The organism is Ancylobacter mangrovi, from assembly GCF_024752335.1.
In the GTDB taxonomy this organism is placed as follows: domain Bacteria; phylum Pseudomonadota; class Alphaproteobacteria; order Rhizobiales; family Xanthobacteraceae; genus Ancylobacter; species Ancylobacter mangrovi.
Genome location: NZ_JANTHY010000001.1, coordinates 134,625 through 161,059, shown reverse-complemented (window position 1 = coordinate 161,059; position 26,435 = coordinate 134,625). Strand labels below are relative to the sequence as shown.

Annotated in this window: 20 protein-coding genes; 11 read left to right on the top strand and 9 right to left on the bottom strand. The window is 68.5% G+C overall.

Annotated elements, in window-relative coordinates; translation table 11 throughout:
• The first annotated feature begins 9 nt into the window (after positions 1-9).
• Positions 10-888, top strand: coding sequence for a bifunctional methylenetetrahydrofolate dehydrogenase/methenyltetrahydrofolate cyclohydrolase FolD (folD, locus tag NVS83_RS00675; protein ID WP_258737605.1), 879 nt, complete (start codon positions 10-12; stop codon positions 886-888).
• 187 nt (positions 889-1,075) lie between these two features.
• On the opposite strand, the gene NVS83_RS00670 is transcribed toward folD, so the two are convergent.
• A complete protein-coding gene (locus tag NVS83_RS00670; RefSeq protein WP_258737604.1) occupies positions 1,076-1,687 on the bottom strand; it encodes a TetR/AcrR family transcriptional regulator in 612 nt (203 codons plus the stop codon).
• Between the two features lie 86 nt (positions 1,688-1,773).
• Here NVS83_RS00670 and NVS83_RS00665 point away from each other — a divergent pair, with 86 nt between their 5' ends.
• The gene (locus NVS83_RS00665; RefSeq protein WP_258737603.1) at positions 1,774-2,694 is read left to right on the top strand and encodes an SDR family oxidoreductase; all 921 of its coding nucleotides are present in this window, start codon (positions 1,774-1,776) and stop codon (positions 2,692-2,694) included.
• A gap of 36 nt (positions 2,695-2,730) precedes the next feature.
• Here the strand turns inward: NVS83_RS00665 and sthA are convergent, their stop codons facing one another.
• Entirely contained in the window at positions 2,731-4,125 is a 1,395-nt protein-coding gene (gene sthA / locus NVS83_RS00660; RefSeq protein WP_258731342.1) for a Si-specific NAD(P)(+) transhydrogenase, read from the bottom strand.
• A 158-nt stretch (positions 4,126-4,283) separates the two neighbouring features.
• Here sthA and NVS83_RS00655 point away from each other — a divergent pair, with 158 nt between their 5' ends.
• The 5 genes from NVS83_RS00655 to glnT all read left to right on the top strand — a co-directional run bounded on the left by NVS83_RS00655 (position 4,284) and on the right by glnT (position 9,451).
• Positions 4,284-4,964, top strand: a complete 681-nt coding sequence (locus tag NVS83_RS00655; protein ID WP_258737602.1) for a helix-turn-helix domain-containing protein — start codon at positions 4,284-4,286, stop codon at positions 4,962-4,964.
• A 143-nt stretch (positions 4,965-5,107) separates the two neighbouring features.
• Complete coding sequence (locus NVS83_RS00650) at positions 5,108-5,989, top strand: class II glutamine amidotransferase (protein WP_258737601.1); 882 nt, start codon at positions 5,108-5,110, stop codon at positions 5,987-5,989.
• Positions 5,986-6,711, top strand: a complete 726-nt coding sequence (locus tag NVS83_RS00645) for a GltB/FmdC/FwdC-like GXGXG domain-containing protein (protein ID WP_258737600.1) — start codon at positions 5,986-5,988, stop codon at positions 6,709-6,711. The genes NVS83_RS00650 and NVS83_RS00645 overlap by 4 nt, the downstream gene beginning before the upstream one ends.
• A gap of 11 nt (positions 6,712-6,722) precedes the next feature.
• Positions 6,723-8,060 (top strand): FMN-binding glutamate synthase family protein, encoded by a 1,338-nt coding sequence (locus NVS83_RS00640; RefSeq protein WP_258731346.1) that lies wholly within the window; start codon positions 6,723-6,725, stop codon positions 8,058-8,060.
• Positions 8,061-8,146: 86 nt separating this feature from the next.
• On the top strand, positions 8,147-9,451 hold the full coding sequence (glnT, locus tag NVS83_RS00635) for a type III glutamate--ammonia ligase (RefSeq protein WP_258737599.1): 1,305 nt from the start codon (positions 8,147-8,149) through the stop codon (positions 9,449-9,451).
• Between the two features lie 55 nt (positions 9,452-9,506).
• Here the strand turns inward: glnT and NVS83_RS00630 are convergent, their stop codons facing one another.
• Positions 9,507-10,940: a helix-turn-helix domain-containing protein gene (locus tag NVS83_RS00630; RefSeq protein WP_258737598.1), complete on the bottom strand. Its 1,434-nt coding sequence runs from the start codon at positions 10,938-10,940 to the stop codon at positions 9,507-9,509.
• A 250-nt stretch (positions 10,941-11,190) separates the two neighbouring features.
• Here NVS83_RS00630 and NVS83_RS00625 point away from each other — a divergent pair, with 250 nt between their 5' ends.
• The 4 genes from NVS83_RS00625 to scpA are packed head-to-tail and all read left to right on the top strand — an operon-like array spanning position 11,191 to position 18,807.
• Positions 11,191-12,723, top strand: a complete 1,533-nt coding sequence (locus NVS83_RS00625) for an acyl-CoA carboxylase subunit beta (RefSeq protein ID WP_258737597.1) — start codon at positions 11,191-11,193, stop codon at positions 12,721-12,723.
• 9 nt (positions 12,724-12,732) lie between these two features.
• Positions 12,733-14,748: an acetyl-CoA carboxylase biotin carboxylase subunit gene (locus tag NVS83_RS00620; protein WP_258737596.1), complete on the top strand. Its 2,016-nt coding sequence runs from the start codon at positions 12,733-12,735 to the stop codon at positions 14,746-14,748.
• A 10-nt stretch (positions 14,749-14,758) separates the two neighbouring features.
• Positions 14,759-16,630 (top strand): methylmalonyl-CoA mutase family protein, encoded by a 1,872-nt coding sequence (locus tag NVS83_RS00615; protein ID WP_258737595.1) that lies wholly within the window; start codon positions 14,759-14,761, stop codon positions 16,628-16,630.
• Complete coding sequence (gene scpA, locus NVS83_RS00610) at positions 16,627-18,807, top strand: methylmalonyl-CoA mutase (RefSeq protein WP_258737594.1); 2,181 nt, start codon at positions 16,627-16,629, stop codon at positions 18,805-18,807. The genes NVS83_RS00615 and scpA overlap by 4 nt, the downstream gene beginning before the upstream one ends.
• A 7-nt stretch (positions 18,808-18,814) precedes the next feature.
• Here the strand turns inward: scpA and NVS83_RS00605 are convergent, their stop codons facing one another.
• The 6 genes from NVS83_RS00605 to NVS83_RS00580 all read right to left on the bottom strand — a co-directional run bounded on the left by NVS83_RS00605 (position 18,815) and on the right by NVS83_RS00580 (position 26,270).
• The gene (locus NVS83_RS00605; protein ID WP_258737593.1) at positions 18,815-19,801 is read right to left on the bottom strand and encodes an FUSC family protein; all 987 of its coding nucleotides are present in this window, start codon (positions 19,799-19,801) and stop codon (positions 18,815-18,817) included.
• Positions 19,802-19,804: 3 nt separating this feature from the next.
• Positions 19,805-20,785 (bottom strand): HlyD family secretion protein, encoded by a 981-nt coding sequence (locus NVS83_RS00600; protein WP_258737592.1) that lies wholly within the window; start codon positions 20,783-20,785, stop codon positions 19,805-19,807.
• Positions 20,786-20,874: 89 nt separating this feature from the next.
• Complete coding sequence (locus NVS83_RS00595) at positions 20,875-22,617, bottom strand: dipeptide ABC transporter ATP-binding protein (RefSeq protein ID WP_258737591.1); 1,743 nt, start codon at positions 22,615-22,617, stop codon at positions 20,875-20,877.
• A 12-nt stretch (positions 22,618-22,629) separates the two neighbouring features.
• The gene (locus NVS83_RS00590; protein WP_258737590.1) at positions 22,630-23,511 is read right to left on the bottom strand and encodes an ABC transporter permease; all 882 of its coding nucleotides are present in this window, start codon (positions 23,509-23,511) and stop codon (positions 22,630-22,632) included.
• A gap of 11 nt (positions 23,512-23,522) precedes the next feature.
• Positions 23,523-24,536 carry an ABC transporter permease gene (locus tag NVS83_RS00585; protein WP_258731358.1) on the bottom strand — a complete coding sequence of 338 codons (1,014 nt, stop codon included), beginning with the start codon at positions 24,534-24,536 and terminating at the stop codon, positions 23,523-23,525.
• 105 nt (positions 24,537-24,641) lie between these two features.
• A complete protein-coding gene (locus NVS83_RS00580) occupies positions 24,642-26,270 on the bottom strand; it encodes an ABC transporter substrate-binding protein (protein ID WP_258737589.1) in 1,629 nt (542 codons plus the stop codon).
• Positions 26,271-26,435 lie beyond the last annotated feature (165 nt).

Below are 26,435 nucleotides of genomic sequence, written 5' to 3'. Positions count from 1 at the left end.
AGAGCCCCCATGGTCGAGACCCGCCTGATCGACGGCAAGGCCTTCGCCGAGGGCCTGCGCGCACGGATCGCCGATGAGGTGACCGAGTTCAGGGCCCGCACGGCCGTGACGCCCGGCCTCGCCGTGGTCTTGGTCGGGGAAGATCCGGCAAGCGCGGTCTATGTGCGCAACAAGGGCAAGCAGACCGTCGAGGCCGGCATGGCCTCGATCGAGCACAAGCTGGCGGCCTCGGCCTCGCAGGACGAGGTGCTCGCGCTGGTGCGCCAGCTCAATGCCGATCCCGCCGTGCACGGCATCCTCGTGCAGCTTCCCCTACCCGCCCATATCGACGCGCAGGCTGTGCTCGCCACCATCGACCCGGCCAAGGACGTCGACGGCTTCCACGTGGTGAATGCCGGCCGGCTCGCCGTCGGGCTCGACGCGCTGGTGCCCTGCACGCCGCTCGGCTGCATCCTGCTGCTGAAGCACCATCTGGGCTCGCTCGCCGGGCTGGAGGCGGTGGTGATCGGGCGCTCGAACATCGTCGGCAAGCCGTTGGCGCAGCTCCTGCTGCGCGAGGACTGCACCGTCACCATCGCCCATTCGCGCACCCGCGACCTGCCCGAGGTGTGCCGCCGCGCGGATATCCTCATCGGCGCGGTCGGCCGCCCGGAAATGATCCGTGGCGCCTGGATCAAACAGGGCGCCACCGTGATCGACGTCGGCATCAACCGGGTGGCGAAGCCGGACGGCGGCACGCGGCTGGTCGGCGACGTCGCCTTCGACGAGGCGCAGGGCATTGCCGGCGCCATCACGCCGGTGCCGGGCGGGGTCGGGCCGATGACGATCGCCTGCCTGTTGCAGAACACGCTGACCGCCGCCCGCCGGCAGGTGGCCGGCGGCGCGTGAGAGGCCGCGTGGGAACATAGACGCCCTGTCCTGGCGGGGTGCGTGTCTTGCTCGGTAGGCGGCATCGTTCCAGCCCGTTCCTGCTCGCAGGCTGATGGTGCCGATCACGTTGCAGGCAAGGGCCGGGAACGCCGTCTCGGTGCCCCTGTTCGAGGCGAGAGGGATCGGGAATCCAGGCCCGTCCGCGTTACTCTTGAGGCGCCCGGTCGGTAAGCGCGGCGAACGCCTCCTGTAGATGCGCGTCGAGCGAGCGTGCGCCTTGCTCGGCGCTCCATGCCTCTGCGGCGATCCGCATTGCGCCGATGCCCATCATAGCGACGACGCGAAGTCGAACGCGGTTTTCGGGTGCAGGCCATTTTTGCACAAGGGCGGCGAACAGCGCTTCTTCCTGGCGCTTGTAATCGGCTTGCTTGCGAGCGCGCAGCGCCTCGGTGGAGCGAAGCAACCGATCGATGGCGATAGCTTCGCCCGTCTCATATCTCGAAACCATCGTGAGCAAAGCATCCCGGACGACGTCGATCGGAGCGCTGTCGGGCGACGCATCGGCCAGGGCTGTGTGGAAGATGCCCTCGGCCCCGCTCTGCCAGGCGAGCAGGATAGCGTCCTTGGAATCGAAGTAGTGAAATACCGTCCGCCGGGAGATGTCCGCGGCGAACGCGATCTCGTTGAGCGTCGTCTCGTCGTATCCCTTCTCGAGAAACAGCCGCAGGGCAACCTCGGCAATACGCTGTCGCGTCAGCCGCCGCTTCCGCTCACGCAATCCCTCGGGCCGATCCGCCCTTGTCTGTCTGCCACTCATCGCAGGTAGCCTGCCCGAAATTTGCCCTCTTTGCAATGTTGCACTCAGTGCAATATGTTCATTTAGACGTCTTGGAGAGCGGACAGATGGCAGGTTGGACCTTTTCCGATATCCCTTCTCAGCAGGACCGCAGCGCGGTCGTTACCGGAACCGGCGGGCTCGGCTATGAGACGGCGCTGGCTCTCGCCCGTGCCGGAGCGGACGTAACTCTGGCCGGCCGCAATCCGGAAAAGGGTGCGGAGTCGGTTTCCAGGATCAGGGCAGAGGTGCCGGCGGCGAAGATCGCCTTCGAACGGCTCGATCTCGCCAGTCTAGCCTCGGTCGAGGACTTCGCCGGCCAGATGCTCGCCGGAGATACGTCTCTCGATCTGTTGGTCAACAATGCCGGGGTGATGACGCCGCCAAGCCGAAAGACGACCTCGGACGACTTCGAGCTTCAATTCGGCACCAATTATCTCGGCCATTTCGCGCTGACGGGACGACTGTTGCCGCTCCTGCGGAAGGCACGCGCACCTCGTGTCGTCAATCTCAGCAGCCTCGCCCATCGCGGGGGTGCCATCCATTTCGACGATCTGCAATGGCAGCGCTCGTACAGGCCTTGGGCGGCCTACGGTCAATCGAAGCTGGCGATGCTGATGTTCGCCTTCGAGCTGCAACGGCGGAGCGATGCCGGCGGCTGGGGCCTGATGAGCAATGCCGCCCACCCGGGCTACGCGCGGACCGAGCTGATCGCCAATGGGCCGGGCACCGACCGCTGGCTCTTCAAGTTGACCGGCTTTCTCCGGCCGTTCGCCAGCCAGTCCGCCGCCGAGGGCGCGCTGCCCACCCTGTTTGCCGCGACCTCACCGGACGCGCGCGGTGGAGCCTATTACGGACCGGACGGGATCTACGAACTCAAAGGACCGCCGAAGCTCGCGAAGGCAATGCCGCAGGCTCATGACAAGAAAGTTGCGGCGCAACTTTGGGAGATTTCCGAAAGCCTTACAGGCGTTTCATTCCCGGCCTGAGGCAATTGCCCGCCGGCCGCTGGAGAGCGGCGCCGGCTACACGCGCGGCAGGCGGTTCCAGGCGTCGAGGCCGGCGATCTTGTAGGCCTCGGCGAGGGTCGGGTAGTTGAACGTGTTCTCGATGAAGTAGTCGATCGTACCCTTGAGGTTCAGCACCGCCTGGCCGATGTGGATCAGCTCGGTGGCGCCCTCGCCCACGATGTGGACGCCGAGCAGGCGCCGGGTCTTCACCGAGAAGATCATCTTCATCATCCCGTTGTTCAGCCCCATGATGTGGCCGCGCGAGGTCTCCCGGAAGCGGGCGATGCCGCATTCATAGGGAATCTCGCGCCGGCGCACCTCCTCCTCGCTCATGCCGACCGTGGACATCTCGGGCACCGAATAGATGCCATAGGGGAAGAATTCCGGCGGCGGCGGCGGCTCCAGCCCGAAGGCGTGGCAGGCGGCGACACGTCCCTGCTCCATCGAGGTCGAGGCGAGGCTCGGAAAGCCGATCACGTCGCCCGCCGCGTAGATGTGCGGCACGTTCGTCTGCAGCGTCTTGGGCTCGACGGCGATGCGCCCGCGATGGTCGACCGCGAGCCCGGCCGCGTCGAGGTTCAGCCGGTCGGTCGCGCCCACGCGCCCCGCGGCGAAGAGCAGCATGTCGGACTGCACGGTGCGCCCGTCGGCCAGCTTGCAGACCGGGCGCTCGTCGCCGTCGAGCTCGATCGAGGTGACGGCGGAACCGAGTCTCAGCCCCACGTTCCGGTCGCGCAGTTCGTGCACGAACTCGTCGATCAGCTCCTTGTCGATGAAGTCGAGGAAGCTGCTGCGCGGCTCGATCAGCGTCACCGCCACGTCGAGGGCGCTGAAGATGGTGGCGTATTCCACGCCGATGACGCCCGCGCCGATCACCGCGAGGCTGCGCGGCAGCTTGGGCAGGTCGACGATCTCGTCGCTGTCGAACACGGTCATGCCGTTGAAGGGCACGTAGTCGGGGCGGAACGGGCGGGTGCCGCAGGCGATCAGGACGTGGGCGGCGGTGAAGACGTCGACGTCGCCATCGTCATTGGTGACCTCGATCGTGTGCGGATCGGTGAAGCGGGCCTCGCCGCGCGCGTTCTTCACCCCGTTGCGGGCGAACTGGTGCTCGAGGACCTCGACCTCGTGGTCGAGCGTCTTGTGCAGCCGGCTCATCAGATCGCCCGCCCCGATGTCGTGCTTCACCCGGTAGGAGCGCCCGTAGAAGCCGCGCTCGCGCCAGCCCGACAGGTTGAGCACGGTCTCGCGAAGGGTCTTGGAGGGAATCGTACCGGTATGGACAGAGACCCCGCCGACGCGCCGGCCCTTCTCGATCACCAGCACCGACTTGCCGATTTTTGCGGACTGCACCGCGGCACGCCGCCCGGACGGGCCGCTGCCGATGACAATCATGTCGAAGTCGTACATTGAAAGCTGAACCGTTCTGATGGCGGGATGGACGCCCGGGCTTTCGATGCACGATGAATGCCAAGGTCCGATGACGACCGCCGTCCGGCGGCAGGATATCGGGCGCGGCCGCGAGGCTGCGGCGTCACGGGGCAGGACACAGGGAAGAGGTGGCAGGCGTGGCTGATCGCAGGCAGGAGACATCGGGCAAGGCGCAGGCGGCGAAGGGAGCCGAGACGGGCGCGGAAGAGCTCAGCACCGGCTCGGGCGCGCCGGTCGCCAATGAGCGCACACTGGAGCAGGCGCTGGGCCTCCAGGTCCGCGCCACCCGCCGCGACCTCGACCTCACCGTCTCCGATCTCGCCAGCGCCGCCGGCATCTCGGTCGGCATGCTCTCCAAGATCGAGAACGGGCTGATCTCGCCCTCCCTCGCCACGCTGCAGGCGATCTCGAGCGTGCTCAACGTGCCGCTGTCGACGCTGTTCTCCTCCTTCGAGGAAAAGCGCGACTGCTCCTTCGTGCCCGCCGGGCAGGGCGTGCACATCGAGCGGCGCGGCACCAAGGTCGGGCACCAATACGAGCTGCTCGGCCACGCGCTCGGCGGCGAAGTGGCGGTCGAGCCCTACCTGATCACGCTCAGCGAGGAGGCGGTGCCCTATACCGGCTTCCACCATGTGGGCATCGAGTTCATCCACATGCTCTCCGGCGAGGTGATCTACCGCCATGGCGACCGCACCTACCATCTGCGGCCGGGCGATTCGCTGATGTTCGATTCCGCCGCCACGCACGGGCCGGAGGAACTTCTGGTGCGGCCGATGACCTATCTGTCGATCATCGTCTATCCGCGTGCGCCGAGCTGAGCGCGGACGCCCGCTCCCCCGCAACCCTCGCCCCACGATTTCCTCAGAAGAAAAATTTATTCTCCAGCATTGACGGCCCGCCGGCACGCACCTAAGAAGGAGCGTGACATCGCCTCCCCCGGATTTGTGCCAGGAGCTCCGCCATGTGCGGCATCGTCGGGCTGTTCCTCAAGGACCCCAAACTCGAACCCGAGCTCGGCGCCATGCTGGCGCAGATGCTCGACGTGATGTGTGACCGCGGGCCGGACTCGGCCGGCTTCGCCGTGTACGGCGCCGGTGCTCCCGGTTTCGTCAAGCTGACCCTGCGCGGCCCGGCCGGCACCGATTTCGCGAAGATCGGCGCCGAGATCGGCCATCTCGTCACCCCGCGCGACACCCATGCGGTGCTGAGCGTGCCCGCGGCCGAGGAGATGGCCGCGCGCACCGCCCTGGCCCGCATCGCGCCGGATATCCGCGTGGTCGGCGCCGGCTCGCGCATGGAGCTCTACAAGGAGGTCGGCCTGCCCGCCGACGTCGCCCGCCGCTTCAAGCTGGACGCCATGTCCGGCACCCACGCCATCGGCCATACCCGCATGGCGACGGAGAGCGCGGTGACGACGGACGGCGCCCACCCCTTCTCCACCGGCCCGGACCAGTGCCTCGTGCACAACGGCTCGCTCTCCAACCATGCGGGCGTGCGTCGCCGGCTGGCGCGCGAGGGCGTGAGCGTCGATACCGAGAACGACAGCGAGGTCGCGGCCGCCTACCTCACCTACCGCATGCGCTCGGGCGACTCGCTGGGCGAGGCGCTGACCCATTCGCTGGACGACCTCGACGGCTTCTACACCTTCGTCGTCGGCACGGAGAGCGGCTTCGGCGTGCTGCGCGACCCCATCGCCTGCAAGCCCGCCGTCATGGCCGAGACCGACGGCTATGTCGCCTTCGGCTCCGAATACCGCGCCCTCGCCGGCCTGCCGGGCATCGATACGGCCCGCGTGTTCGAGCCGGAGCCGGCCAAGGTCTATTTCTGGGATCGCGCCGCATGAAACTCTCCCTGACCCCTGCGGCGGCCGAACGGGCCGTCAATGTCGATCTCGCCAGCTCCGCGCTGCGCGAGCTGAACGCGGCGCTCCACAAGCTGACGCCCGACACCAACGAGACCTACTGGCGGATCGCCAACCCCGCCGGACGCCACGCGGTCGCAGCCGGGCTCGACGTGCCGGTGACGGTCGAGATCGACGGTCCCGTCGGCTATTACTGTGCCGGCATGAACAAGCAGGCGAGCGTGATCGTGAACGGCAATGCCGGCGTCGGCGTCGCCGAGAACATGATGAGCGGCTTCGTGCATGTGAAAGGCGACGCCAGCCAGTCCGCCGGCGCCACCGCCCATGGCGGCCTGCTGGTCATCGACGGCAACGCCTCGGCGCGCTGCGGCATCTCGATGAAGGGCGTCGACATCGTGGTGAAGGGCTCGGTCGGCCATATGAGCGCCTTCATGGCGCAGGCCGGCACCCTCACCGTGCTGGGCGACGCGGGTGAGGCGCTGGGCGACAGCCTCTACGAGGCGAAGCTGTTCGTGCGCGGCTCGGTGGCCGGTCTCGGCGCCGATTGCGTGGAGAAGGAGATGCGCGACGAGCACAGGACGCTGCTCGCCGCCAAGCTCGACGCCGCCGGCATTCTCGGCGAGGTCGATATCTCCGAGTTCCGCCGCTACGGCTCGGCCCGCTCGCTCTACCACTTCCACATCGACAACGTGTCGAGCTACTGAGGGCGGGCGCGATGAACGACATGACCCACACCCCGCGCACCAAGCCGCGCGTCTCGGCCACCTTCGACGAGTACACGCTCTCGGAGATCCGCCGCGCCGCCGCGACCGGCATCTACGACATCCGCGGCGCCGGCGCGAAGCGCAAGGTTCCCCATTTCGACGACCTGCTGTTTCTCGGCGCCTCGATGTCGCGCTACCCGCTGGAGGGTTATCGCGAGCGCTGCGACACCTCGGTCGTGCTCGGCACCCGCTTCGCCAAGAAGCCGATCGAGCTGAAGATCCCGGTCACCATCGCCGGCATGAGCTTCGGCTCGCTCTCGGCCAATGCCAAGGAAGCGCTCGGGCGCGGCGCCTCGACCATGGGCACCTCGACCACCACCGGCGACGGCGGCATGACCAATGAGGAGCGCGGGCACTCCAAGACGCTCGTCTACCAGTACCTGCCCTCGCGCTACGGCATGAACCCGGACGATCTGAAGCGCGCCGACGCCATCGAGGTGGTGGTCGGCCAGGGCGCCAAGCCCGGCGGCGGCGGCATGCTGCTCGGCCAGAAGATCACCGAGCGCGTCGCGGCCATGCGCACCCTGCCCGTCGGCATCGACCAGCGCTCGGCCTGCCGCCATCCCGACTGGACCGGCCCCGACGACCTCGAAATCAAGATCGAGGAGCTGCGCGAGATCACCGACTGGGAGAAGCCGATCTATGTGAAGGTCGGCGCGGCGCGCCCCTATTACGACACCGCGCTGGCGGTGAAGTCCGGCGCCGACGTCGTGGTCGTCGACGGCATGCAGGGCGGCACGGCCGCGACGCAGGAAGTGTTCATCGAGAATGTCGGCATCCCGACCATCGCCGCGGTGCATCAGGCGGTGAAGGCACTGCAGGACCTCGGCATGCACCGCAAGGTGCAGCTCGTGGTCTCCGGCGGCATCCGCAACGGCGCGGATGTCGCCAAGGCGCTGGCGCTCGGCGCCGACGCGGTCGCCATCGGCACGGCGGCGCTGGTGGCGCTCGGCGACAACGATCCCCACTACCAGGCGGAATACGAGGCGCTCGGCACCGTCGCCGGCGCCTATGACGACTGGCACGAGGGACGCGACCCGGCCGGCATCACCACCCAGGACCCCGAGCTGATGAAGCGGCTCGACCCGGTCGCCGCCGGCCGTCGCCTCGCCAACTACCTCGCGGTTCTGACGCTGGAGTGCCAGACCATCGCCCGCGCCTGCGGCAAGAGCCACGTCCACAATCTCGAGCCGGAGGACCTTGTCGCGCTGACCATCGAGGCGGCGGCGATGGCCAACGTACCGCTCGCCGGCACCGACTGGATTCCCGGTCGGGATGGACGATTCTGAACCCGCACCCCGCGCCTCGGCGCGGGGTTTGCATTTGATCATCGCGCAAAGAACCCGGAAGGGTCGGGGAACAGCACGGATTGCAGATGGCAAACGATCTCGCTCACGCCGCCAAAGAACTCGGCATCAAGTACTTCCTCATCTCCTATGTCGACCTGTTCGGCGCGCTGCGCGCCAAGCTGGTGCCGGCCGCCGCGATCGGCGGCATGCAGAAGGCGGGCGCGGGCTTCGCCGGCTTCGCCACCTGGCTCGACATGACGCCGGCGGACCCGGACCTGTTCGCGGTTCCCGATCCCGAGAGCTTGATCCAGCTCCCCTGGAAACCCGAGGTCGGCTGGCTCGCCTCGGACCTCGTCATGAATGACGAGTTGGTGGCGCAGGCCCCGCGCAACGTCCTCAAGAACACCATGCTCGGCGCCGACTCGCTCGGCTACCAGATGAAGAGCGGCGTCGAGTGCGAGTACTTCCTCACCACGCCCGACGGCCTGAAGATCTCCGACGCCGCCGACGACGCGACCAAGCCCTGCTACGACCAGTCCGCCCTGATGCGCCGCTTCGAGGTCATCAGGGAGATCTGCGACTGCATGCTGACCCTCGGCTGGGGGCCCTACCAGAACGACCATGAGGACGCGAACGGCCAGTTCGAGATGAACTGGGACTTCGACGACGCCCTCGTCACCGCCGACCGCCACGTCTTCTTCAAGTACATGGTCAAGGCGATCGCCGAGAAGCACGGGCTGCGCGCCACCTTCATGCCCAAGCCCTTCATCGACCTCACCGGTTCGGGCTGCCACATGCACACCTCGCTGTGGAGCCCGGACGGGGTCAACCTGTTCGAGGACGAGGACGGCGAGCTCGGCCTGTCCGATCTCGGCTACAGCTTCATCGGCGGCCTGATCCACAATGCCGAGGCGATGTGCGCCTTCACCAACCCGACGGTGAACTCCTACAAGCGCATCAACGCGCCGGTCACGATCTCCGGCGCCACCTGGGCCCCCAACACCGTCACCTACACCGGCAACAACCGCACCCACATGATCCGCATCCCCGATGCGGGGCGGCTGGAGCTGCGCCTGCCGGACGGTTCGGCCAATCCCTATCTGATGCCCGCCGCCGTGCTCGCCGCCGGCCTCGACGGCATCCAGAACCAGCGCGATCCGGGCAAGCGGCTCGACATCAACATGTACACGGACGGGCACAAGGTGCGCGGCGCCAAGAAGCTGCCGCTCAACCTGCTCGACGCCACCCGTGCGCTGGCGAAGTCCAACATCCTGCGCAGCGCGCTCGGCGCCCCGCTCATCGACGGCTACATCAAGCTGAAGACCGAGGAGTGGAACGCCTATTCCCACCACCTGACCGAATGGGAACGCGCCAACACGCTCGACATCTGAGCGGCGCCCGACGACAGCAGCGGCCGGGGACTGACCCGGCCGCTCGCGCCCTTTCTCAATCGCGCACGGTGAACGGCACCACGCCGCGCCGGTCCGGATCGAGCATGATCTCGCGGTCCAGCGGGGGGAAGGCGCGCTCGGGACAGGCGACGCGCGGGCAGATGCGGCAATTGACGCCGAGCGGCGACACGCTGGCCGATTTCAGGTCCATCCCGTCGGCATAGACGACCTCGCCCGCATAGGAGACCTCGCAGCCGATGCCGAGCGCATAGCGGCGCTCGCGCTGGCCGTGGCGCGTCGGCGGCTTCCAGGTGCTGCGCGCGAGGCACAGATAGCGCACCCCGTCCGGCATCTCGCCGAGCTGCATCAGCATGCGCGAGGGCTGCTCGAATGCCTCGTGGACGTTCCACACCGGACAGGCGCCGCCATAGCGCGCGAACTGGAAGCGCGTGGCGCTGTGGCGCTTGATGACGTTGCCGGCGCGGTCGACCTTCAGGAAATAGAACGGCACTCCCTTCTCGCCCGGCCGCTGCAGGGTCGAGAGCCGATGGCAGACCTGCTCCAGGCTCGCCCCGGTCATGGCGCCGAGGAGGTCGAGGTCGTGCCGCGTCTCGCGCGCCAGGCGGGCGAAGCGGCGATAGGGCAGGATCAGCGCGCCGGCATAATAGTTCTGCAGCGACAGCCGGCACACTTCGCGCGCCGCCGCGCTGCGGAAGCCCGCATCCAGCACGTGCCGGTCGATCAGCTCGCTCTGTTCGAAGCGGGCGATCAGCGCCGCGAGGCGGAAGCTGCGGCTCGCCGGATCGAGCGTGCGCGAGAGCGTCGCGGTCCGCCGGTGGCGGTCGAAATGCAGCAGCGGCGCGTCGGGCTGGTCGGCCGGCGCGGCATCGACCGTGATGCCGTGGTGCCGGCGCAGATGCTCGACCAGCACGGCGGGGGCGTCGTCGCGCGCGAACAGGTCGAGCGCGGCGCTGCGCTCCTCGGCCGCGCGGTCGAGCCCGTCGACATAGTTGTCGATGTAGTGGAAGTGGTCGCGCACCTCCTCATAGGGGGCGAGGTTGCGCGCCTCGCCGTCGAGCTCGGTGGCGATCGACGTCACCGCGTCGTCATGGGCGGCGCGGCGCTCCTCGAGCCGGCGCAGCGCACCGTAGAGCCGCAGGAAGGCATGGGCGAAGGCGGGGGCGTGGGTGGTCGCGTTCTTCAGGTCCTGGAGGCTCGGCTCCAGTCCCTTGAAGACGGGATCCGCCAGCGCCTCGCGCAGATCCGTCACCACGCGGTCGAGATCGTCAGCGCCGAAATGGGCGATGTCGAGATTGAAGGTGCGGCTGATCGCGAGCAGCACGGCGGCCGTCACGGGACGCTGGTTACTCTCGATCTGATTGATGTAGCTTGGCGACAGGGACAGGCGACGGGCGAAGTCGATCTGCGTCAGGCCGAGCCGCTCGCGCACGTTGCGCACCGCGTGACCGGCATAGACCTTCTTCGACATGAACGGCGGACCTTCGATTTTGTGAAAATTTTACAATTTCACGATCCGCATTTTCACAGCTTATCTTTTGTCCCGCAAGCGCCTAAGACACGACGTGTGCCGGGAAGACGTGCAGGATGCGCGAACGCGGCGCGCGATGACGGGCATCGCCGGCGGCTTCCCGTCGGGCGCCCGGGGCATGAAGCCGAGGGCGAACTGCGGCCGGTACGCCGCTGCCGCCACGACGAGACGATGCGTTCGAGGGACCGCCATGAAGCACATTCTCGATGAGCTCGAACAGCGCCGCGCCGGCGCCCGCATGGGCGGCGGCGAGCGGCGCATCGACGCGCAGCACAAGCGCGGCAAGCTCACCGCCCGCGAACGCATCGAACTCCTGCTCGACACCGGCTCCTTCGAGGAGTTCGACACCTTCGTGCAACACCGCTGCACCGATTTCGGCATGGAGAAGACCAAGACCCCCGGCGACGGCGTCGTCACTGGCTGGGGCACGGTGAACGGGCGCAAGGTCTTCGTCTTCGCCAAGGACTTCACCGTTTTCGGCGGCTCGCTCTCGGAGGCGCATGCGGCCAAGATCACCAAGATCCAGGACATGGCGCTGAAGACCCGCGCGCCCGTCATCGGGCTGTTCGACGCCGGCGGCGCGCGCATCCAGGAGGGCGTCGCCGCGCTCGGCGGCTATGGCGAGGTGTTCAAGCGCAACGTGCTCGCCTCCGGCGTCATCCCTCAGATCTCGGTCATCATGGGTCCCTGTGCCGGCGGCGACGTCTATTCGCCGGCCATGACCGACTTCATCTTCATGGTCCGCGACACCTCCTACATGTTCGTCACCGGGCCGGACGTGGTGAAGACCGTCACCAATGAGAGCGTGACCTCGGAGGAGCTCGGCGGTGCCAAGGTGCACACCTCCAAGTCCTCGGTCGCCGACGGCGCCTATGACAACGACGTCGAGTGCCTGCTGCAGATGCGCCGGCTGATCGACTTCCTGCCGGCCAACAACCGCGACGGCGTGCCGGAATGGCCGAGCTTCGACGATGCCGAGCGGCTCGACGCCTCGCTCGACACGCTGGTGCCGGACAATCCCAACAAGCCCTACGACATGAAGGAGTTGATCGCGAAGACCGTCGACGAGGGCGACTTCTTCGAGATCCAGGAAGCCTTCGCGCGCAACATCATCACCGGCTTCGGCCGCATACAGGGGCGCACCGTCGGGCTGGTCGCCAACCAGCCCATGGTGCTCGCCGGCGTGCTCGACGCCGACGCCTCGCGCAAGGCGGCGCGGTTCGTGCGCTTCTGCGACGCGTTCGAAATCCCGATCGTCACCTTCGTCGACGTGCCCGGCTTCCTGCCCGGCACGGCGCAGGAATATGGCGGGCTGATCAAGCACGGCGCCAAGCTGCTCTTCGCCTATTCGGAAGCGAGCGTGCCGCTCGTCACCATCATCACCCGCAAGGCCTTCGGCGGCGCCTATGACGTGATGGCCTCCAAGCATATCGGCGGCGACGTGAACTATGCCTGGCCGACGGCGCAGATCGCGGTGATGGGCGCCAAGGGCGCGGTGGAGATCATCTTCCGCGCCGACATCGACGACCCGGCTAAGATCGCCGAGCGCACCGCGGAATACGAGGCGCGCTTCCTCTCGCCCTTCGTGGCGGCCGAGCGCGGCTATATCGACGAGGTGATCACGCCGCGCTCGACGCGCAAGCGCATCGCCCGGGCGCTCGCCCTGCTCGCCTCGAAGAAGATCGAGGCGCCGATGAAGAAGCACGACAACCTGCCGCTGTGAGGCTCACGCATGTTCAAGAAGATCCTCATCGCGAACCGGGGCGAGATCGCCTGCCGCGTCATCAAGACGGCGCGGAAGATGGGCATCAAGACCGTCGCCGTCTTCTCCGACGCCGACAAGGACGCGCTCCACGTCGCCATGGCGGACGAGGCGGTGCCTATCGGCGCCGCGCCCGCCGCGCAGTCCTACCTGCTTGCCGAGAAGATCATCGAGGCGTGCCGGCAGACCGGGGCCGAGGCGGTGCATCCCGGCTACGGCTTCCTGTCCGAGCGCGCCTCCTTCCCTGAGGCGCTGGCGGCGGCGGGCATCGTCTTCATCGGCCCGAACCCGGGCGCGATCGAGGCCATGGGCGACAAAATCGAGTCGAAGAAGGCGGCGGCCGCCGCCAGCGTCTCGACCGTCCCCGGCCATCTCGGCGTCATCGAGGATGCCGACCATGCCGCCAAGATCGCCGACGAGATCGGCTATCCGGTGATGATCAAGGCCTCGGCCGGTGGCGGCGGCAAGGGCATGCGCATCGCCTATTCGCGCGACGAGGTGAAGGACGGCTTCGACCGCGCGCGCTCGGAGGCGAAGTCCTCCTTCGGCGACGACCGCGTCTTCGTCGAGAAGTTCATCGTCGATCCCCGGCACATCGAGATCCAGGTGCTCGGCGACAAGCACGGCAACGTCATCTATCTCGGCGAGCGCGAATGCTCGATCCAGCGCCGGAACCAGAAGGTGGTCGAGGAAGCCCCCTCCCCGCTGCTGGACGAGGCGACCCGCCGGCTGATGGGCGAGCAGGCCGTGGCGCTGGCGAAGGCGGTGAACTACGACAGCGCCGGCACGGTGGAATTCGTCGCCGGGCAGGACCGCTCGTTCTACTTCCTCGAGATGAACACCCGCCTGCAGGTGGAGCACCCGGTCACCGAGCTCGTCACCGGCATCGACCTCGTCGAGCAGATGATCCGCGTCGCCGCCGGCGAGAAGCTGGCCATGACCCAGGCCGAGGTGAAGCTGAACGGCTGGGCGGTCGAATCCCGCGTCTATGCCGAGGACCCCTACCGCAACTTCCTGCCCTCCATCGGCCGGCTGTCGCGCTACCGCCCGCCGGCGGAAGCGATGAAGGACGGCGTCACGGTGCGCAACGACACCGGCGTCTACGAGGGCGGGGAGATCTCGCTCTATTACGACCCGATGATCGCCAAGCTGATCACCCACGCGCCCACCCGCGAGCAGGCGATCGAGGCACAGGCGGACGCGCTCGACGCCTTCGCCATCGACGGCATCCAGCACAACATCCCGTTCCTTTCCGCTCTGATGGCGCATCCGCGCTGGCGCGAGGGCCGTCTCTCCACCGGTTTCATCGCCGAAGAGTACAAGGACGGCTTCCACGCCACCGCACCGAGCCCGGTGCTGGCGCGCCGGCTCGCCGCCGTGGCGGCGGTGATCGACAATGTCGGCAATGCCCGCAAGCGCGGCATCAGCGGCCAGATCGCCGGCCGGCCGGTCATGTTCGAGCACCAGCGCATGGTCCGGCTGGGCGAACTCGCCATCCCCTGCGAGGTCGACCGCGCCGCGGGCGGCTTCATCGTCACCTTCCTCGGCGCCGACGGGAAGCCGCAGGACACGCACGAGCTGCGCTCGGGCTGGCAGCCGGGCGAGCCGGTGTGGAACGGCGTGTTCGACGACGAGGCGATCAGCGTGCAGGTGCGCCCGCGCCTCAACGGCGTTAGCCTCGCCCATCGCGGGGTCGCGGTCGATGCCCTCGTCTACACCCATCGCGAGGCCGAACTCGCCGCGCTGATGCCGGTGAAGCTGGAGGCCGGCAGCGGCAAGCAGCTGCTCTGCCCGATGCCCGGCCTCGTGGTCTCGATCGCCGTGGCCGAGGGCCAGGAGGTGAAGGCCGGCGAGGCGCTGGCCGTGGTCGAGGCGATGAAAATGGAGAACGTGCTGCGGGCGGAACGCGACGCCACCGTGGCCCGTATCCTCGCCAAGGCCGGCGACAGTCTCGCCGTGGACGCCGTCATCCTGGAATTCGCCTGAGGAGGGCCTCATGGATGCGCTCACCGATCTCGACCTCGCCTCCTTCCCGCCCGCGAGCCGGGCGGACTGGCTGAAGCTGGTCGAGGGCGTGCTGAAGGGCGCGCCCTATGACAGGCGGATGGTGACGCGCACCCCCGACGGCTACACGCTCGACGCCCTGCCCGAGCGGCGCCGGGATGCGGTGCCGCTCGCCGGACGGCCGGCCGGCGCGCCATGGCACATCGTCTCCCGGATCGACCACGACAACCCCGCCCTTGCCCACGAGCAGATTCTGGAAGATCTCGACGGCGGGGCCGACGGCATCGGCCTCGTCTTCGCCTCCGCCCCCTCCGCCCGCGGCTTCGGCCTGCCCGTGCGCCACGAGGAACTGGTGGCGGTGCTGAAGGGGGTGATGCCGGAGTTGATCACCCTGCGGGTCGAGGCGGGCCAGTTCCAGGGGCGCGACATCGCCCTCGCCCTCGCTCGGCTGTTCGAGAAGCACGACCCGGCGCGGCTCGACCTGCGCTTCGGCCTCGACCCGATCGGCGATCTGGCAGCGCTCGGCAGCGCGCCGATCGAGTGGGACGCGCTCGCCGCCCGGCTCGGCCAGACCGCCGGCACGCTGCGCGGGCGCGGCTTCACCTCGCCCATGCTGCGCGCGGACGGGCGAATCCATCACGATGCCGGCGCCACGGACGCGCAGGAGCTCGCCGCCGTGCTCGCGACGGCGACGGCCTATCTGCGCGCGCTGGAGGCCGCGGGCCTGACGCTCGAGGAGGCGGCCGCCGCGATCGAAGTGACGCTGACCGCGGACGTCGACCAGTTCGGTACGCAGGCCAAGCCCCGCGCCTTCCGCCAGCTCTGGGCGGCGATGCTCGGCGCCTGCGGCGCGGAGGCGGTTCCGGTCGCCATTCACATGGAGACCGCGTGGCGCACGCTCACCCGGCACGATCCTTACGTGAACCTGCTGCGCGGCACGGTCGCCGCCTTCGCGGCGGGCACGGGCGGCGCCGACAGCCTGACCGTGCTGCCCTTCACCCAAGCGCTCGGCCTGCCGGACGACGCCGCGCGCCCGCTCGCCCGCAACACGCAGATCCTGCTGATCGAGGAATCGAACATCCACCGCGTCGCCGATCCCGGCGCCGGGGCGGGCGCGATCGAGGAACGCACCGAGAAGCTCGCCGCGGCGGCATGGGACATCTTCCGCGACGTCGAGCGCGAGGGCGGCATGGTGGAAGCCCTCACCGCCGGCACCTGGCAGCGCCGTCTCGCCACCGCGAGCGCCGTGCGGGCGAAGGAAGTGGCGACGCGGCGCCTGCCGCTCACCGGCACCTCGGAATTCCCGCTGCTCGGCGAGAGCGTGCCGCCGGTCCTGGCGCCGCCGCGCCCCGTGCCCGCCCCGGGGGGCGAGGGCGCGCTGAGCTGCGAGCCGCTCGCCGGCCATCGCCTCGCCGAACCGTTCGAGCGGCTCCGTGCCGCGGGCGAAGCGGCGAAGCCGGCGCCCCGCGTCTTCCTCGCCAATCTCGGCACGCCGTCCGATTTCACCGCGCGTTCGGGCTTCGCCCGCGCCGCCTTCGAGGTCGGCGGCATCGCCGCCCTCTCCAATGACGGCTTCACCGACTGGAGCGCGCTCACCGAGGCCTTCCGGGCCTCCGGTGCGGGCATCGCTTGCCTGTGCTCCTCGGACGAGGTCTACGCCACGTCAGCGGTCGAGGCGGCGCGGGCGTTGCACGCGGCCGGTGCCGGCACGCTCTATCTCGCCGGACGCCCGGGCGAGCACGAGGACGCCTGGCGCGCCGCCGGGGTCGAGGTCTTCCTCGCGGCGGGCGACGATCTCATCGCCTTTCTCGCCGATGCCCACCGCCGGCTCGGCATCGATGCCACACGGGAGGTCACGTCATGAGCACGGGCAGGACGACCGGCGGCGCCAGCCGCATCCCCGATTTTTCCGCCATCGAATGGACGGCACCCCGGCCTCCCACGCCGGCGGCCGCCGCCGAGGCGTGGCAGACGCCCGAGCGCATCGCGGTGAAGCCGGTCTACGGACCGCACGACATCGAGGGCCTCGGCTTCGTCGATTCCTATCCGGGCATCGCGCCGTTCCTGCGCGGGCCCTATCCCACCATGTACGCGACCCGGCCGTGGACGATCCGGCAATATGCCGGCTTCTCGACCGCCGAGGATTCCAACGCCTTCTACCGCCGCAACCTCGCGGCGGGTCAGAAGGGCCTGTCGGTCGCCTTCGACCTCGCCACCCATCGCGGCTATGACAGCGACCATCCGCGCGTCGCCGGTGATGTCGGCATGGCGGGGGTGGCGATCGATTCCATTCTCGACATGCGCACCCTGTTCTCCGGCATCCCGCTGGACCGGATGAGCGTGTCCATGACCATGAACGGCGCGGTGCTGCCGGTGCTCGCGCTCTATGTCGTCGCGGCGGAGGAGCAGGGCGTGAAGCCGGCCCAGCTTTCCGGGACCATCCAGAACGACATCCTCAAGGAGTTCATGGTCCGCAACACCTACATCTACCCGCCCGGCCCTTCGATGCGCATCATCTCCGACATCTTCGCCTTCACCTCCAAGGAGATGCCGCGCTTCAACTCGATCTCGATCTCCGGCTACCACATGCAGGAAGCCGGGGCGACGCAGGACCTCGAGCTCGCCTATACGCTGGCCGACGGCGTGCAATATGTGCGCGCGGGCGGCGAGGCGGGCCTGCCGGTCGACAGCTTCGCGCCGCGGCTCAGCTTCTTCTGGGCGATCGGCATGAACTTCTTCATGGAGGTCGCCAAGCTGCGCGCCGCCCGCCTCATCTGGGCAAAGCTGATGAAGGAACTGGGCGCGCAGAGCGAGAAGTCGCTGCCGCTGCGCACCCATTCGCAGACCTCGGGCTGGAGCCTGACCGCGCAGGACGTGTTCAACAACGTCATGCGCACCATGGTCGAGGCGATGGCGGCAACCCAGGGCCACACCCAGTCGCTGCACACCAACGCGCTCGACGAGGCGCTGGCGCTGCCGACCGACTTCTCCGCCCGCATCGCCCGCAACACGCAGATCCTGCTGCAGCAGGAGAGCGGCACCACGCGCGCCATCGACCCCTGGGGCGGGGCCTATTACGTCGAGCGCCTGACGGCCGATCTCGCCCGCCGCGCGCTCGGCCACATCGCCGAGGTCGAGGAGCTCGGCGGCATGGCCAAGGCGATCGAGGCCGGCATCCCGAAGCTGCGCATCGAGGAAGCCGCCGCCATCACCCAGGCGCGGATCGACGGCGGCGCGCAGAGCGTGGTCGGCGTCAACAAGTACCGGCCCCTGCGCGAGACCCCGATCGACGTGCTGAGGGTCGACAATTCGGCCGTGCGCGCCGCCCAGCTCGAGAAGCTGAGGCGCCTGAAGGCCGAGCGCGACCCGAAGGCGGTGGAGGCCGCCCTGACCGCGCTGGAGAATGGTGCGGCGGGCAAGGGCAACCTGCTCGCGCTCGCCATCGACGCCGCCCGCGCCAAGGCGACGGTGGGGGAAATCTCCGACGCGCTGGAGCGCGTCTTCGGCCGGCACCGCGCCGAAATCCGCGCGGTCTCCGGCGTCTATCGCCGGGAGGCCGAAGCGATGACCGACAAGGTGAGCCGCGTCCGCGCCATGGTGGACATGTTCGAGCACGAGGAAGGCCGGCGCCCGCGCATCCTGGTCGCCAAGGTCGGGCAGGACGGGCACGATCGCGGGCAGAAGGTGATCGCCTCGGCCTTCGCCGATCTCGGCTTCGACGTCGATATCGGCCCGCTCTTCGCCACGCCCGAGGAAGCCGCCCGCCAGGCGGTGGAGAACGACGTGCACGTCATCGGCATCTCCTCGCTCGCCGCCGGGCACCTCACCCTCGTGCCGCAGGTGAAGGCGGCGCTGGCGGCGGAGGGCCGGCCGGACATCATGGTGGCGGTCGGCGGCGTCGTCCCGCCGCAGGACTACGACGCGGTGCACGCGGCCGGCGCGGAGGCGATCTACCCGCCGGGCACCGTCATCGCCGACGCGGCGGCCGAGCTGCTCGCCAAGCTCTCCGGCCGTCTCGGCCACAAGCAGGCGGCGGAATAGCGCCGCCTCAGGCCGGCTTCTGGGCTGATTTGAGCGGATTGAACGCCCAGACCAGCACGGTCATGATGCTCACCCCGATCACGATGCCGACCAGCCGGTCGACCGGCGGGTCGAGCGAGGTCGGCGGCCCCGCGCCCACCAGCGTCACCAGATAGGCGATCGCCGATTGCGTGCCGATATAGGCGTTCGGCGACTTGGCGAGGTGCAGCCGGGCGAAGGTGAACACGCCAAAGAACAGCGCGGCGGTCCACCACCAGGGGTCGGAGGCGTCGATGCCGATGACGATGAGCCCCGCCGTCCCGCCGATGATGCAGCCGAGAATGCGCTGGAAGCCCCGGTGCCGCGTCGCCATCGGGTCGCTGTCGACCACGATCAGGCTGGAGATCAGCACCTGGGGGAGCTGCGGCAGGTCGAAATAGGCCCAGATCAGCACGATGATGATGGTGCCGAGCCCGGCGATCAGCGCCTGGCGCAGCGCGTTCTCGGGGGTGGCGGCGCTCGGCTGCGCCACCAGATGCGCCGGCAGTTCGCCCGCGCGCGGGCCGAGCGCCCAGTTGGACAGCGTGCCGCAGACCACGCCGATCATGATCTCGTAGCAGCGGTCGAAGGCGAAGTCGTAGAGGTCCTGCGGCTGGACCATGGTGTAGAGCATGACCAGCATGAAGGTCAGCGCACCGTAGAACCAGGCATAGCCATAGGCGCTGCGCTGGCGGCCATAGGTGCCGAGGGCGGCGGAGGCGGTGACCAGCACCGCCTGCTGCACCGGCAGCCCTTCCATCCACTGGCCGACGAAATAGCCGAGCGTCACGCCGATGAGCGTGCCCGTCACCCGCAGCACGCCCTTGGTGAACAGCGCGTCGCGATCGGTGTTGGCGATGATCATCACACTGAGCGCGGCCCAGTAGGGCTCGGCCAGCCCCATCCACAGGGCGATGTAGACCGCGACGAGTACGCCCGAGGCAGTGGCGAAGGCCTGTCGGGCGACGTCGTCCATCGCCTAGAACCAGATCAGCACGCGGGCATCCGCGCCGTTGAACAGCCGCAGGCCCTCGGGCCAGTCGTCGAGCGTGACCTCGACCGGGAAGCGCCGTGGCAGCCGCACCCAGTCGGTCGTCGGCGCCACATAGGGCACCACCTCCGGCACGTCCGGCGAGCGCGCCACGCCGGTGGCGATGCCACTGACATGGCCTTCATGGATGACCCAGGGGTCGGAGCCGAGCGTCAGCCACACCTTCTGGCCGACCTGCAGCCGGGCGAGATGCCGCTCGGCGACGTTCGCGACGATGCGACGGCGCCGCTCCGTCACCAACGCCAGCACCTTGGTGCCGGGCTCGAGATAGTCGCCCTGCCTTGTGGTGAAGGGTGCCACATGCCCCGGCTCGGGTGCGGACACGGTGGTCTTGGAGAGATCGTACTGCGCCTTGTCGAGCGCGGCATTGGCGGCGGCGATGTTCGCCTGCGCCACGGTCACGCGGCGCGCGGCCACGCTGAGCTGGGCCTGCGCCATCAGCACATTGGCGCCGGCGGTGGCGACGTCGCGGGTGGCGACGTCCAGATTGGCCTCGGTCGAGAAGCCCTCGGTCGAGAGCGACTTCACCCGCCCCAGCGTCGCCTGGGCATTGGTCTGCACCGCCTCGGCCGAGGTGACGTTCGCCTTCGCCGCCGTCACCTCGTCGTGGGCGAGCTCCAGATCGGCCTTCGCCTGCGCGAGCGCGGCCTGCGTCTCCTCGAGCTTGAGCTGGAACGGGGTCCGCTCGATCTCGAACAGCAGGTCTCCCGCCGCGACGGGCTGGTCGTTCTGCACCGCGAGGCGGGAGACCGGGCCCTCGATCTGCGAGGAGATGACGACGATGTCGCTCATCACATAGGCGTCGGAGGTGTAGGCGAAGAAGCGGACGCTGATCTCGTAGAGCGCGAAAAGCGCGATCGCCACGCCCACGATCAGCGTCACCGGATGGCGCAGCAGGCGGCTCAGCATGTAACCACGAATCTCCCGCATCCCGCGCGGCGGTTACCGGCATCATCGCGGTTTTGCGGGCGGTCCTCAATCCGTCCCGCACGCGCTCTTCACAGCGGCGGATGCGGGATCGAGGACAGAAGCTCGCGCGTATAGTCCGCCTTCGGCGCCGCCATCACCTCGGCGGTGCGGCCCTCCTCCACGATACGCCCCGCGCGCATGACGATGACGCGGTCGCACAGCATGCGCACCACTTCGAGATCGTGGCTGACGAAGATGTAGCTCATGCCGAGCCGTACCTTCAAATCCTGCAGCAGGTTGAGCACCACGGCCTGCACCGAGACGTCGAGCGCGGCGGTCGGCTCGTCGAGCACGACGAGATCGGGATCGAGCGCGATCGCCCGGGCGATGCCCACGCGCGCCTTCTGCCCGCCGGAGAGCTGGTGCGGGAAGCGGTCGAGAAACTGCGTGGGAAGGCCGACCAGCCCGGCCAGTTCCTCCACCCGCGCGCGCAGGGCGCCGCCGCCGAGCCCCGTGCCCATGCGCATCAGCGGATCGGCGATGGCGCGGGCGGCGGTGAAGCGCGGGTTGAGACTGTCGGTCGGGTCCTGGAACACGAGCTGGATGCGCGGGCGGAAGGACGAGCGGGCGAAGCGGCGCGCCGGCATGGCGCCGATGTCCTCGCCGTCGAACAGGATCCGCCCGGAGGTCGGGTCGGCGAGGCGCATCACCATCATCGAGGTGGTGGACTTGCCGCAGCCCGATTCACCCACAAGGCCGAGGCTCTCGCCCCGCGCGACCTCGAAGCTGATGCCGTCCACCGCGCGGAAGGGTGCGTCCGCCTCGGCGTCCGCGCTCCTGCCGAACAGCTTGGCCAGCCCACCGCCGTTTCCCTGCCGCGGATATTCCTTCACGAGATTCTCGACGACCAGCAGCGGCTCGCCCGTCTTTGCCGGCGTCGCCGCGGGCATGGGCGGCGCCGCCTCGGGCACCGTGCCCTCCGGCAGCAGGTCGCGCAGGCCGATGCCGGGACGCGGCGTCGCGCGCATCAGCTTGCGGGTATAGACGTGCTGGGGGGCACGGAAGATCGCCTCGGCGGTGGCGGATTCCACCACCTTGCCCTTCTCCATCACCATCACCCGGTCGCAATAGGCGGCCGCCAGCCCGAGATCGTGGGTGATGAGGATGGTCGCCATGTTGCGCTCGCGCGCGAGCTCGACCACGAGGTCCATCACCGCCTTCTGGGTGGTGACGTCGAGGCCGGTGGTCGGCTCGTCGGCGATGAGGAGCTGCGGCCGGCAGGCGAGCGCCAGCGCGATCACGATGCGCTGGCACATGCCGCCCGACAGCTCGAACGGATAGGCGTGGTAGCGCTCCTCCGGCCGGGCGATGCGCACGGCCTTCAGCACCTCGATCGCCTTCTCCCGGGCATCGCTCGGCTGCGCCTGCACGTGCTCGATCAGCACGTCCTCGATCTGCTTGCCGACCTTGCGGATCGGGTTCAGCGCCGCGCGCGGGTTCTGGAAGATCATCGACATCTCGCGCCCGCGCAGGGCGCGCACCGTGCTCTCCGAGGCGTTGCCGACATCGACGCCGCCGAAGGTGATCGTGCCCTCGGCGATGCGTCCGGCGCGGTCGAGGATGCGCATCACGGTGTAGGAGGTGACCGACTTGCCGGAGCCGGATTCGCCGACGATGCCGAGCGTCTCGCCCCGGCCGAGGGTGAGGTTCACCTTCTCCACCGCCCGCACCGCGCCGCGCCGGGTGGCGAACTCGACGGTGAGGTCCTGCACGTCGAGAAGCGGCGGCTGCATGTGGTTGGCCCCGTGCGCGATGTCGGTGCGGATGTTCATGGCCCGCTCTCCTCAGGTGCGCCGCTGCGGATCGACGAGGTCGCGCAGGCCGTCGCCGAGCAGGTTGAAGCAGAACACCGCGAGCATGAGCGTCACGCCCGGGAAGAAGGCGATCCACCATTCGCCGGAGATGATGAAGGAGGCCCCCTCGGCGACCATGATGCCCCATTCGGGCGTGGGCGGGCGCACGCCGAGGCCGATGAAGGACAGGCCCGCCGCGTTGAGGATGGCGTAGCCCATGGTCAGCGAGACCTGCACCATCATGATCGGCAGGATGTTGGGCGCGATCTGCCCGAGCAGGATGCGCAGCTCCGAATTGCCGGTCAGCCGCGCCGCCTGCACGAAGCCGGCCTCGCGGCGGATGTTCGCCTCGGCGCGGGCGACGCGGACATAGAGCGGGAAGTTGATGATCGCGGTGGCGATGATGATGTTCGTCACCGTGTTGCCCATCGCCGCGACGATGCCCATGGCGAGGACGAACAGCGGGAAGGCCATGATGGTGTCGGAGACGCGCCCGACGATCTGGTCGGTCCAGCCGCCGAAATAGCCGGCCGCGAGGCCCGCGAAACCGCCGCCCACGAACACCAGCGCGACGGATGCGACGGCGATGGTCATGTCGAGCCGGGTTGCCACCACCACGCGCGAGAAGATGTCGCGCCCGAGCTGGTCGGTGCCGAACCAGTGCGCGGCGCTCGGCGGCTGCAGCGCGGCGGCGGTGTCGCTCGCCAGCGGGTCGTACGGCACGACATAGGGGCCGATCAGCGCCGCGACGACGAGCAGCGCGAACAGCGCGAAGGCGATCCCGGTGACCGGGTTTTCGGCCATGATGTGGCGCGCATGGGAGAACAGGTTGTCCCGGGCGGGCGGGGCGTCGGTCGCGGTGGCGAGGCTCATGGCGGATCTCCTCACGCTTCGATGCGCACGCGCGGATCGACGAGGCCGTAGAGAATGTCGATGGCGAGGTTGAGCAGCACGTAGAGGATCGCCATGGCGAGCACGAAGCCCTGCACCGGCGCATAGTCGGAGGTGATCAGCGCCTCGATGGCATAGGAGCCGATGCCCGGCCAGGCGAACACCTTCTCCACCAGCACGTTGGCGCCGAGCAGGAAGGAGAACACCATGCCGAGCGTGGTGATGACCGGCAGCAGCGCGTTGCGGAAGGCGTAGCCGAGCACGATCTTCGAGGGCTTCAGCCCGCTCGCGCGCGCCGTGCGCACGAAGTCGGAGGCGAGCACGGCGAGCATGGAGGCGCGCGTCATGCGCGCGATCGGCGCCAGCGAGAAGATGGCGAGCGTCACCGCCGGCAGCCAGATCTGCGAGAAGGCTGCGCGGAAGGTCTCGAAATCGCCGGTCGCCAGGCTGTCGATCAGATAGAAGCCGGTGATGTCCGGCGGGGCGGAATAGAAGAAATCGAGCCGCCCCAGCGGCGCCGGCGCCCAGCCGAGCCGGAAATAGAAGACATAAACCAGCAGCAGGCCGGTGAAGAAGACGGGCAGCGACACGCCGGCGGTCGCCACAATCCGGCACAGATGGTCGATCCACGAGCCCTGCCGCACGGCGGCGAGGATGCCGAGCGGCACGGCGATCAGGATCGAGAGCAGCAGACCGAGCAGGGTCAGTTCGGCGGAGGCCGGCAGGCGCGCGCGCAGATCGTCGAGCACCGGCTGGCCGGTGGTCAGCGAATTGCCCAGATTGCCGGTGGCGAGGTCCTTCACATAGGCGACGAACTGCACCGGCAGCGGCTTGTCGAGGCCGAGCTTGGCGCGGATCTCCTCGATCGCCTGCGGCGTCGCCGCCGGGCCGGCGAAATAGGCCGCCGTGTCGCCCGGCAGCACCCGGGTCAGCAGGAAGGTGACGATGATGACCCCGATGATGCTCGGTATCGCCGTCGCAAGACGCCTGGCTATCTGGGCAAGCACGCGCAACCCTCCGCGGTTGAGAGTACGACCGTCCTTTCGGACCACGGCGGCCGTCGCCGTGGTCCGCACATCGCCGCGCCGCCGCCGGCGCGCGTCGCGCTACCCTCAGCCCTTCTTCAGGGTCCGATAGTCGAGCTGGCGGTGGAACCAGTACTGGTAGCCGGTGATCGGCTTCTGCATCGCGACGCTGAGATAGGGCTGGTAGAGCGGCACGCGCGGCACGTCGGCGAAGGCGATGTCGATGAAGCCGTCGACGTCCTTGTTGTAGGTCGGCCAGTCGGCCGCCGCCGCCGCGGCGCGGGCGCCGTCGATCAGCTTGTCCATGGCCGGGTTCTTGTAGCTCATCGTGTTGAACAGCGTGTTCTGGCCATGATAGCACCAGAAGAAGAAGTATTCGGGATAGTCGAGCCAGCCCGAGAAGAAGTTGGAGATGAGCGGCATCTCCTTCTTGATCAGCTCGCCGCGCCAGTTGGCGCCCGGGATCTTGTTGAGCGTCACCTTGATGCCGATCTGGCCGAGGCTCTCCTGCACCAGCGTGCAGAGCGGTTCGTTGATCGCCGCCGAGCCGAGGTCGAAGGACAGCGTGGTCTCGAAGCCATCGGCATAGCCGGCCTTCGCCATCAGTTCCTTGGCCTTGGCGATGTCGGTGTCGTAGGCGTGGGCCTGCGGCCAGACCGGCTCGCTGACCGTGTTCGACTTGGCGCCGTAGAGCGGCTTGGCGAGGCCGAACAGCACCGCGTCCATGATCTTCTGGTAGGGCAGCGCATAGGCCACCGCCTGGCGCACCTCGAGCTTGTCGAAGGGCGGCTTGGTGACGTTCATGCCGATATACTGGATGCCGTTCGAGATCGGGTTGGAGATGACCTTCACCTTCCCTTCCTTGTCGAGCTCCACGAAGTCCTTGGCCGGCAGGTCGAAGGAGATGTCGGCGTCGCCGCGCTCGATCAGCGCCCGGCGGTTGCCGGCGGAAGGCACCATGCGCCACACCACGCGCTTCAGCGCCGGCATCGGGCCGCACTTCCAGGAATCGTTGCGCTCGAACAGCACCTCGGTGCCGGACTGCCACTTCGTCACCTTGTAGGCGCCGCCGCCGGCCGTGTTCTGCTTGGTGTATTCGAGGCCCCACTTGTCCTGCTCGGTGGCCTTGGACTGCACCAGCCTGGAGTTGAACACCGACGGCACGATCACCGCGAGGTCCGGCATGGTCAGCCGGTCGGGGCGGATGAAGTCGACGCGGAAGGTGTGGTCGTCGACCGCCACGAACTGCTCCGGCTTCTCCAGCGAGCCGGCCTTCATCTGCACGGTCGGGAAGCCGCCGACCGACACCGCGCGGTCGAAGGACCACTTCACGTCCTGCGCCGTCACCGGCGAGCCGTCGTGGAAGGTCGCGTCCTTGCGCAGCTTGAAGGTGACCGAGTCCGGCTTGAGGTCCCACTCCTCGGCAAGCTCCGGCACCAGCTTGTCGCGGTCGTAGCTCTGGGTGCCGTCCGGCATCGTCTTGGTGCCGTAGCTCATCAGGCGGTCGTAGCAGTTCCACGCCACCTCGTAGCCGGGACGGTTGGTACCCACGCCATGGATGTCGAGATTGTTCGGACCGGACTCGCTGACCAGCAGCAGAGTCTCCTGCCGCGCCGACTGCGCGCTCGCCGACGACCACACGGCCGGGGCGGCGACGCCGGTAGCGGCGGCGGAGGAAACAACGGTGGCGGACTTCAGAAATTCACGACGGTTCATGGAAGGCCGAGCTCCGGGCAATGTCGGATGGAAGGTACCCCTGCATTCTCTGGCCGATACTGTGCATGCAATTTCGTGAATTTGCGTGCTCAAATTGTTTTCACGCTTGCTCAAATTCTGGCCTGTATGCAATTCTCGATTCATGGCAAGGATAGGCGGTGTTCT

Bases quoted from the DNA above. Each gene is read 5' to 3' on its own strand.
- folD (WP_258737605.1), top strand. From the start codon at position 10: ATGGTCGAGACCCGCCTGATCGACGGCAAGGCCTTCGCCGAGGGCCTG.
- NVS83_RS00670 (WP_258737604.1), bottom strand. From the start codon at position 1,687: ATGAGTGGCAGACAGACAAGGGCGGATCGGCCCGAGGGATTGCGTGAG.
- NVS83_RS00665 (WP_258737603.1), top strand. From the start codon at position 1,774: ATGGCAGGTTGGACCTTTTCCGATATCCCTTCTCAGCAGGACCGCAGC.
- sthA (WP_258731342.1), bottom strand. From the start codon at position 4,125: ATGTACGACTTCGACATGATTGTCATCGGCAGCGGCCCGTCCGGGCGG.
- NVS83_RS00650 (WP_258737601.1), top strand. From the start codon at position 5,108: ATGTGCGGCATCGTCGGGCTGTTCCTCAAGGACCCCAAACTCGAACCC.
- NVS83_RS00645 (WP_258737600.1), top strand. From the start codon at position 5,986: ATGAAACTCTCCCTGACCCCTGCGGCGGCCGAACGGGCCGTCAATGTC.
- NVS83_RS00640 (WP_258731346.1), top strand. From the start codon at position 6,723: ATGAACGACATGACCCACACCCCGCGCACCAAGCCGCGCGTCTCGGCC.
- glnT (WP_258737599.1), top strand. From the start codon at position 8,147: ATGGCAAACGATCTCGCTCACGCCGCCAAAGAACTCGGCATCAAGTAC.
- NVS83_RS00630 (WP_258737598.1), bottom strand. From the start codon at position 10,940: ATGTCGAAGAAGGTCTATGCCGGTCACGCGGTGCGCAACGTGCGCGAG.
- NVS83_RS00625 (WP_258737597.1), top strand. From the start codon at position 11,191: ATGAAGCACATTCTCGATGAGCTCGAACAGCGCCGCGCCGGCGCCCGC.
- NVS83_RS00620 (WP_258737596.1), top strand. From the start codon at position 12,733: ATGTTCAAGAAGATCCTCATCGCGAACCGGGGCGAGATCGCCTGCCGC.
- NVS83_RS00615 (WP_258737595.1), top strand. From the start codon at position 14,759: ATGGATGCGCTCACCGATCTCGACCTCGCCTCCTTCCCGCCCGCGAGC.
- scpA (WP_258737594.1), top strand. From the start codon at position 16,627: ATGAGCACGGGCAGGACGACCGGCGGCGCCAGCCGCATCCCCGATTTT.
- NVS83_RS00605 (WP_258737593.1), bottom strand. From the start codon at position 19,801: ATGGACGACGTCGCCCGACAGGCCTTCGCCACTGCCTCGGGCGTACTC.
- NVS83_RS00600 (WP_258737592.1), bottom strand. From the start codon at position 20,785: ATGCTGAGCCGCCTGCTGCGCCATCCGGTGACGCTGATCGTGGGCGTG.
- NVS83_RS00595 (WP_258737591.1), bottom strand. From the start codon at position 22,617: ATGAACATCCGCACCGACATCGCGCACGGGGCCAACCACATGCAGCCG.
- NVS83_RS00590 (WP_258737590.1), bottom strand. From the start codon at position 23,511: ATGAGCCTCGCCACCGCGACCGACGCCCCGCCCGCCCGGGACAACCTG.
- NVS83_RS00580 (WP_258737589.1), bottom strand. From the start codon at position 26,270: ATGAACCGTCGTGAATTTCTGAAGTCCGCCACCGTTGTTTCCTCCGCC.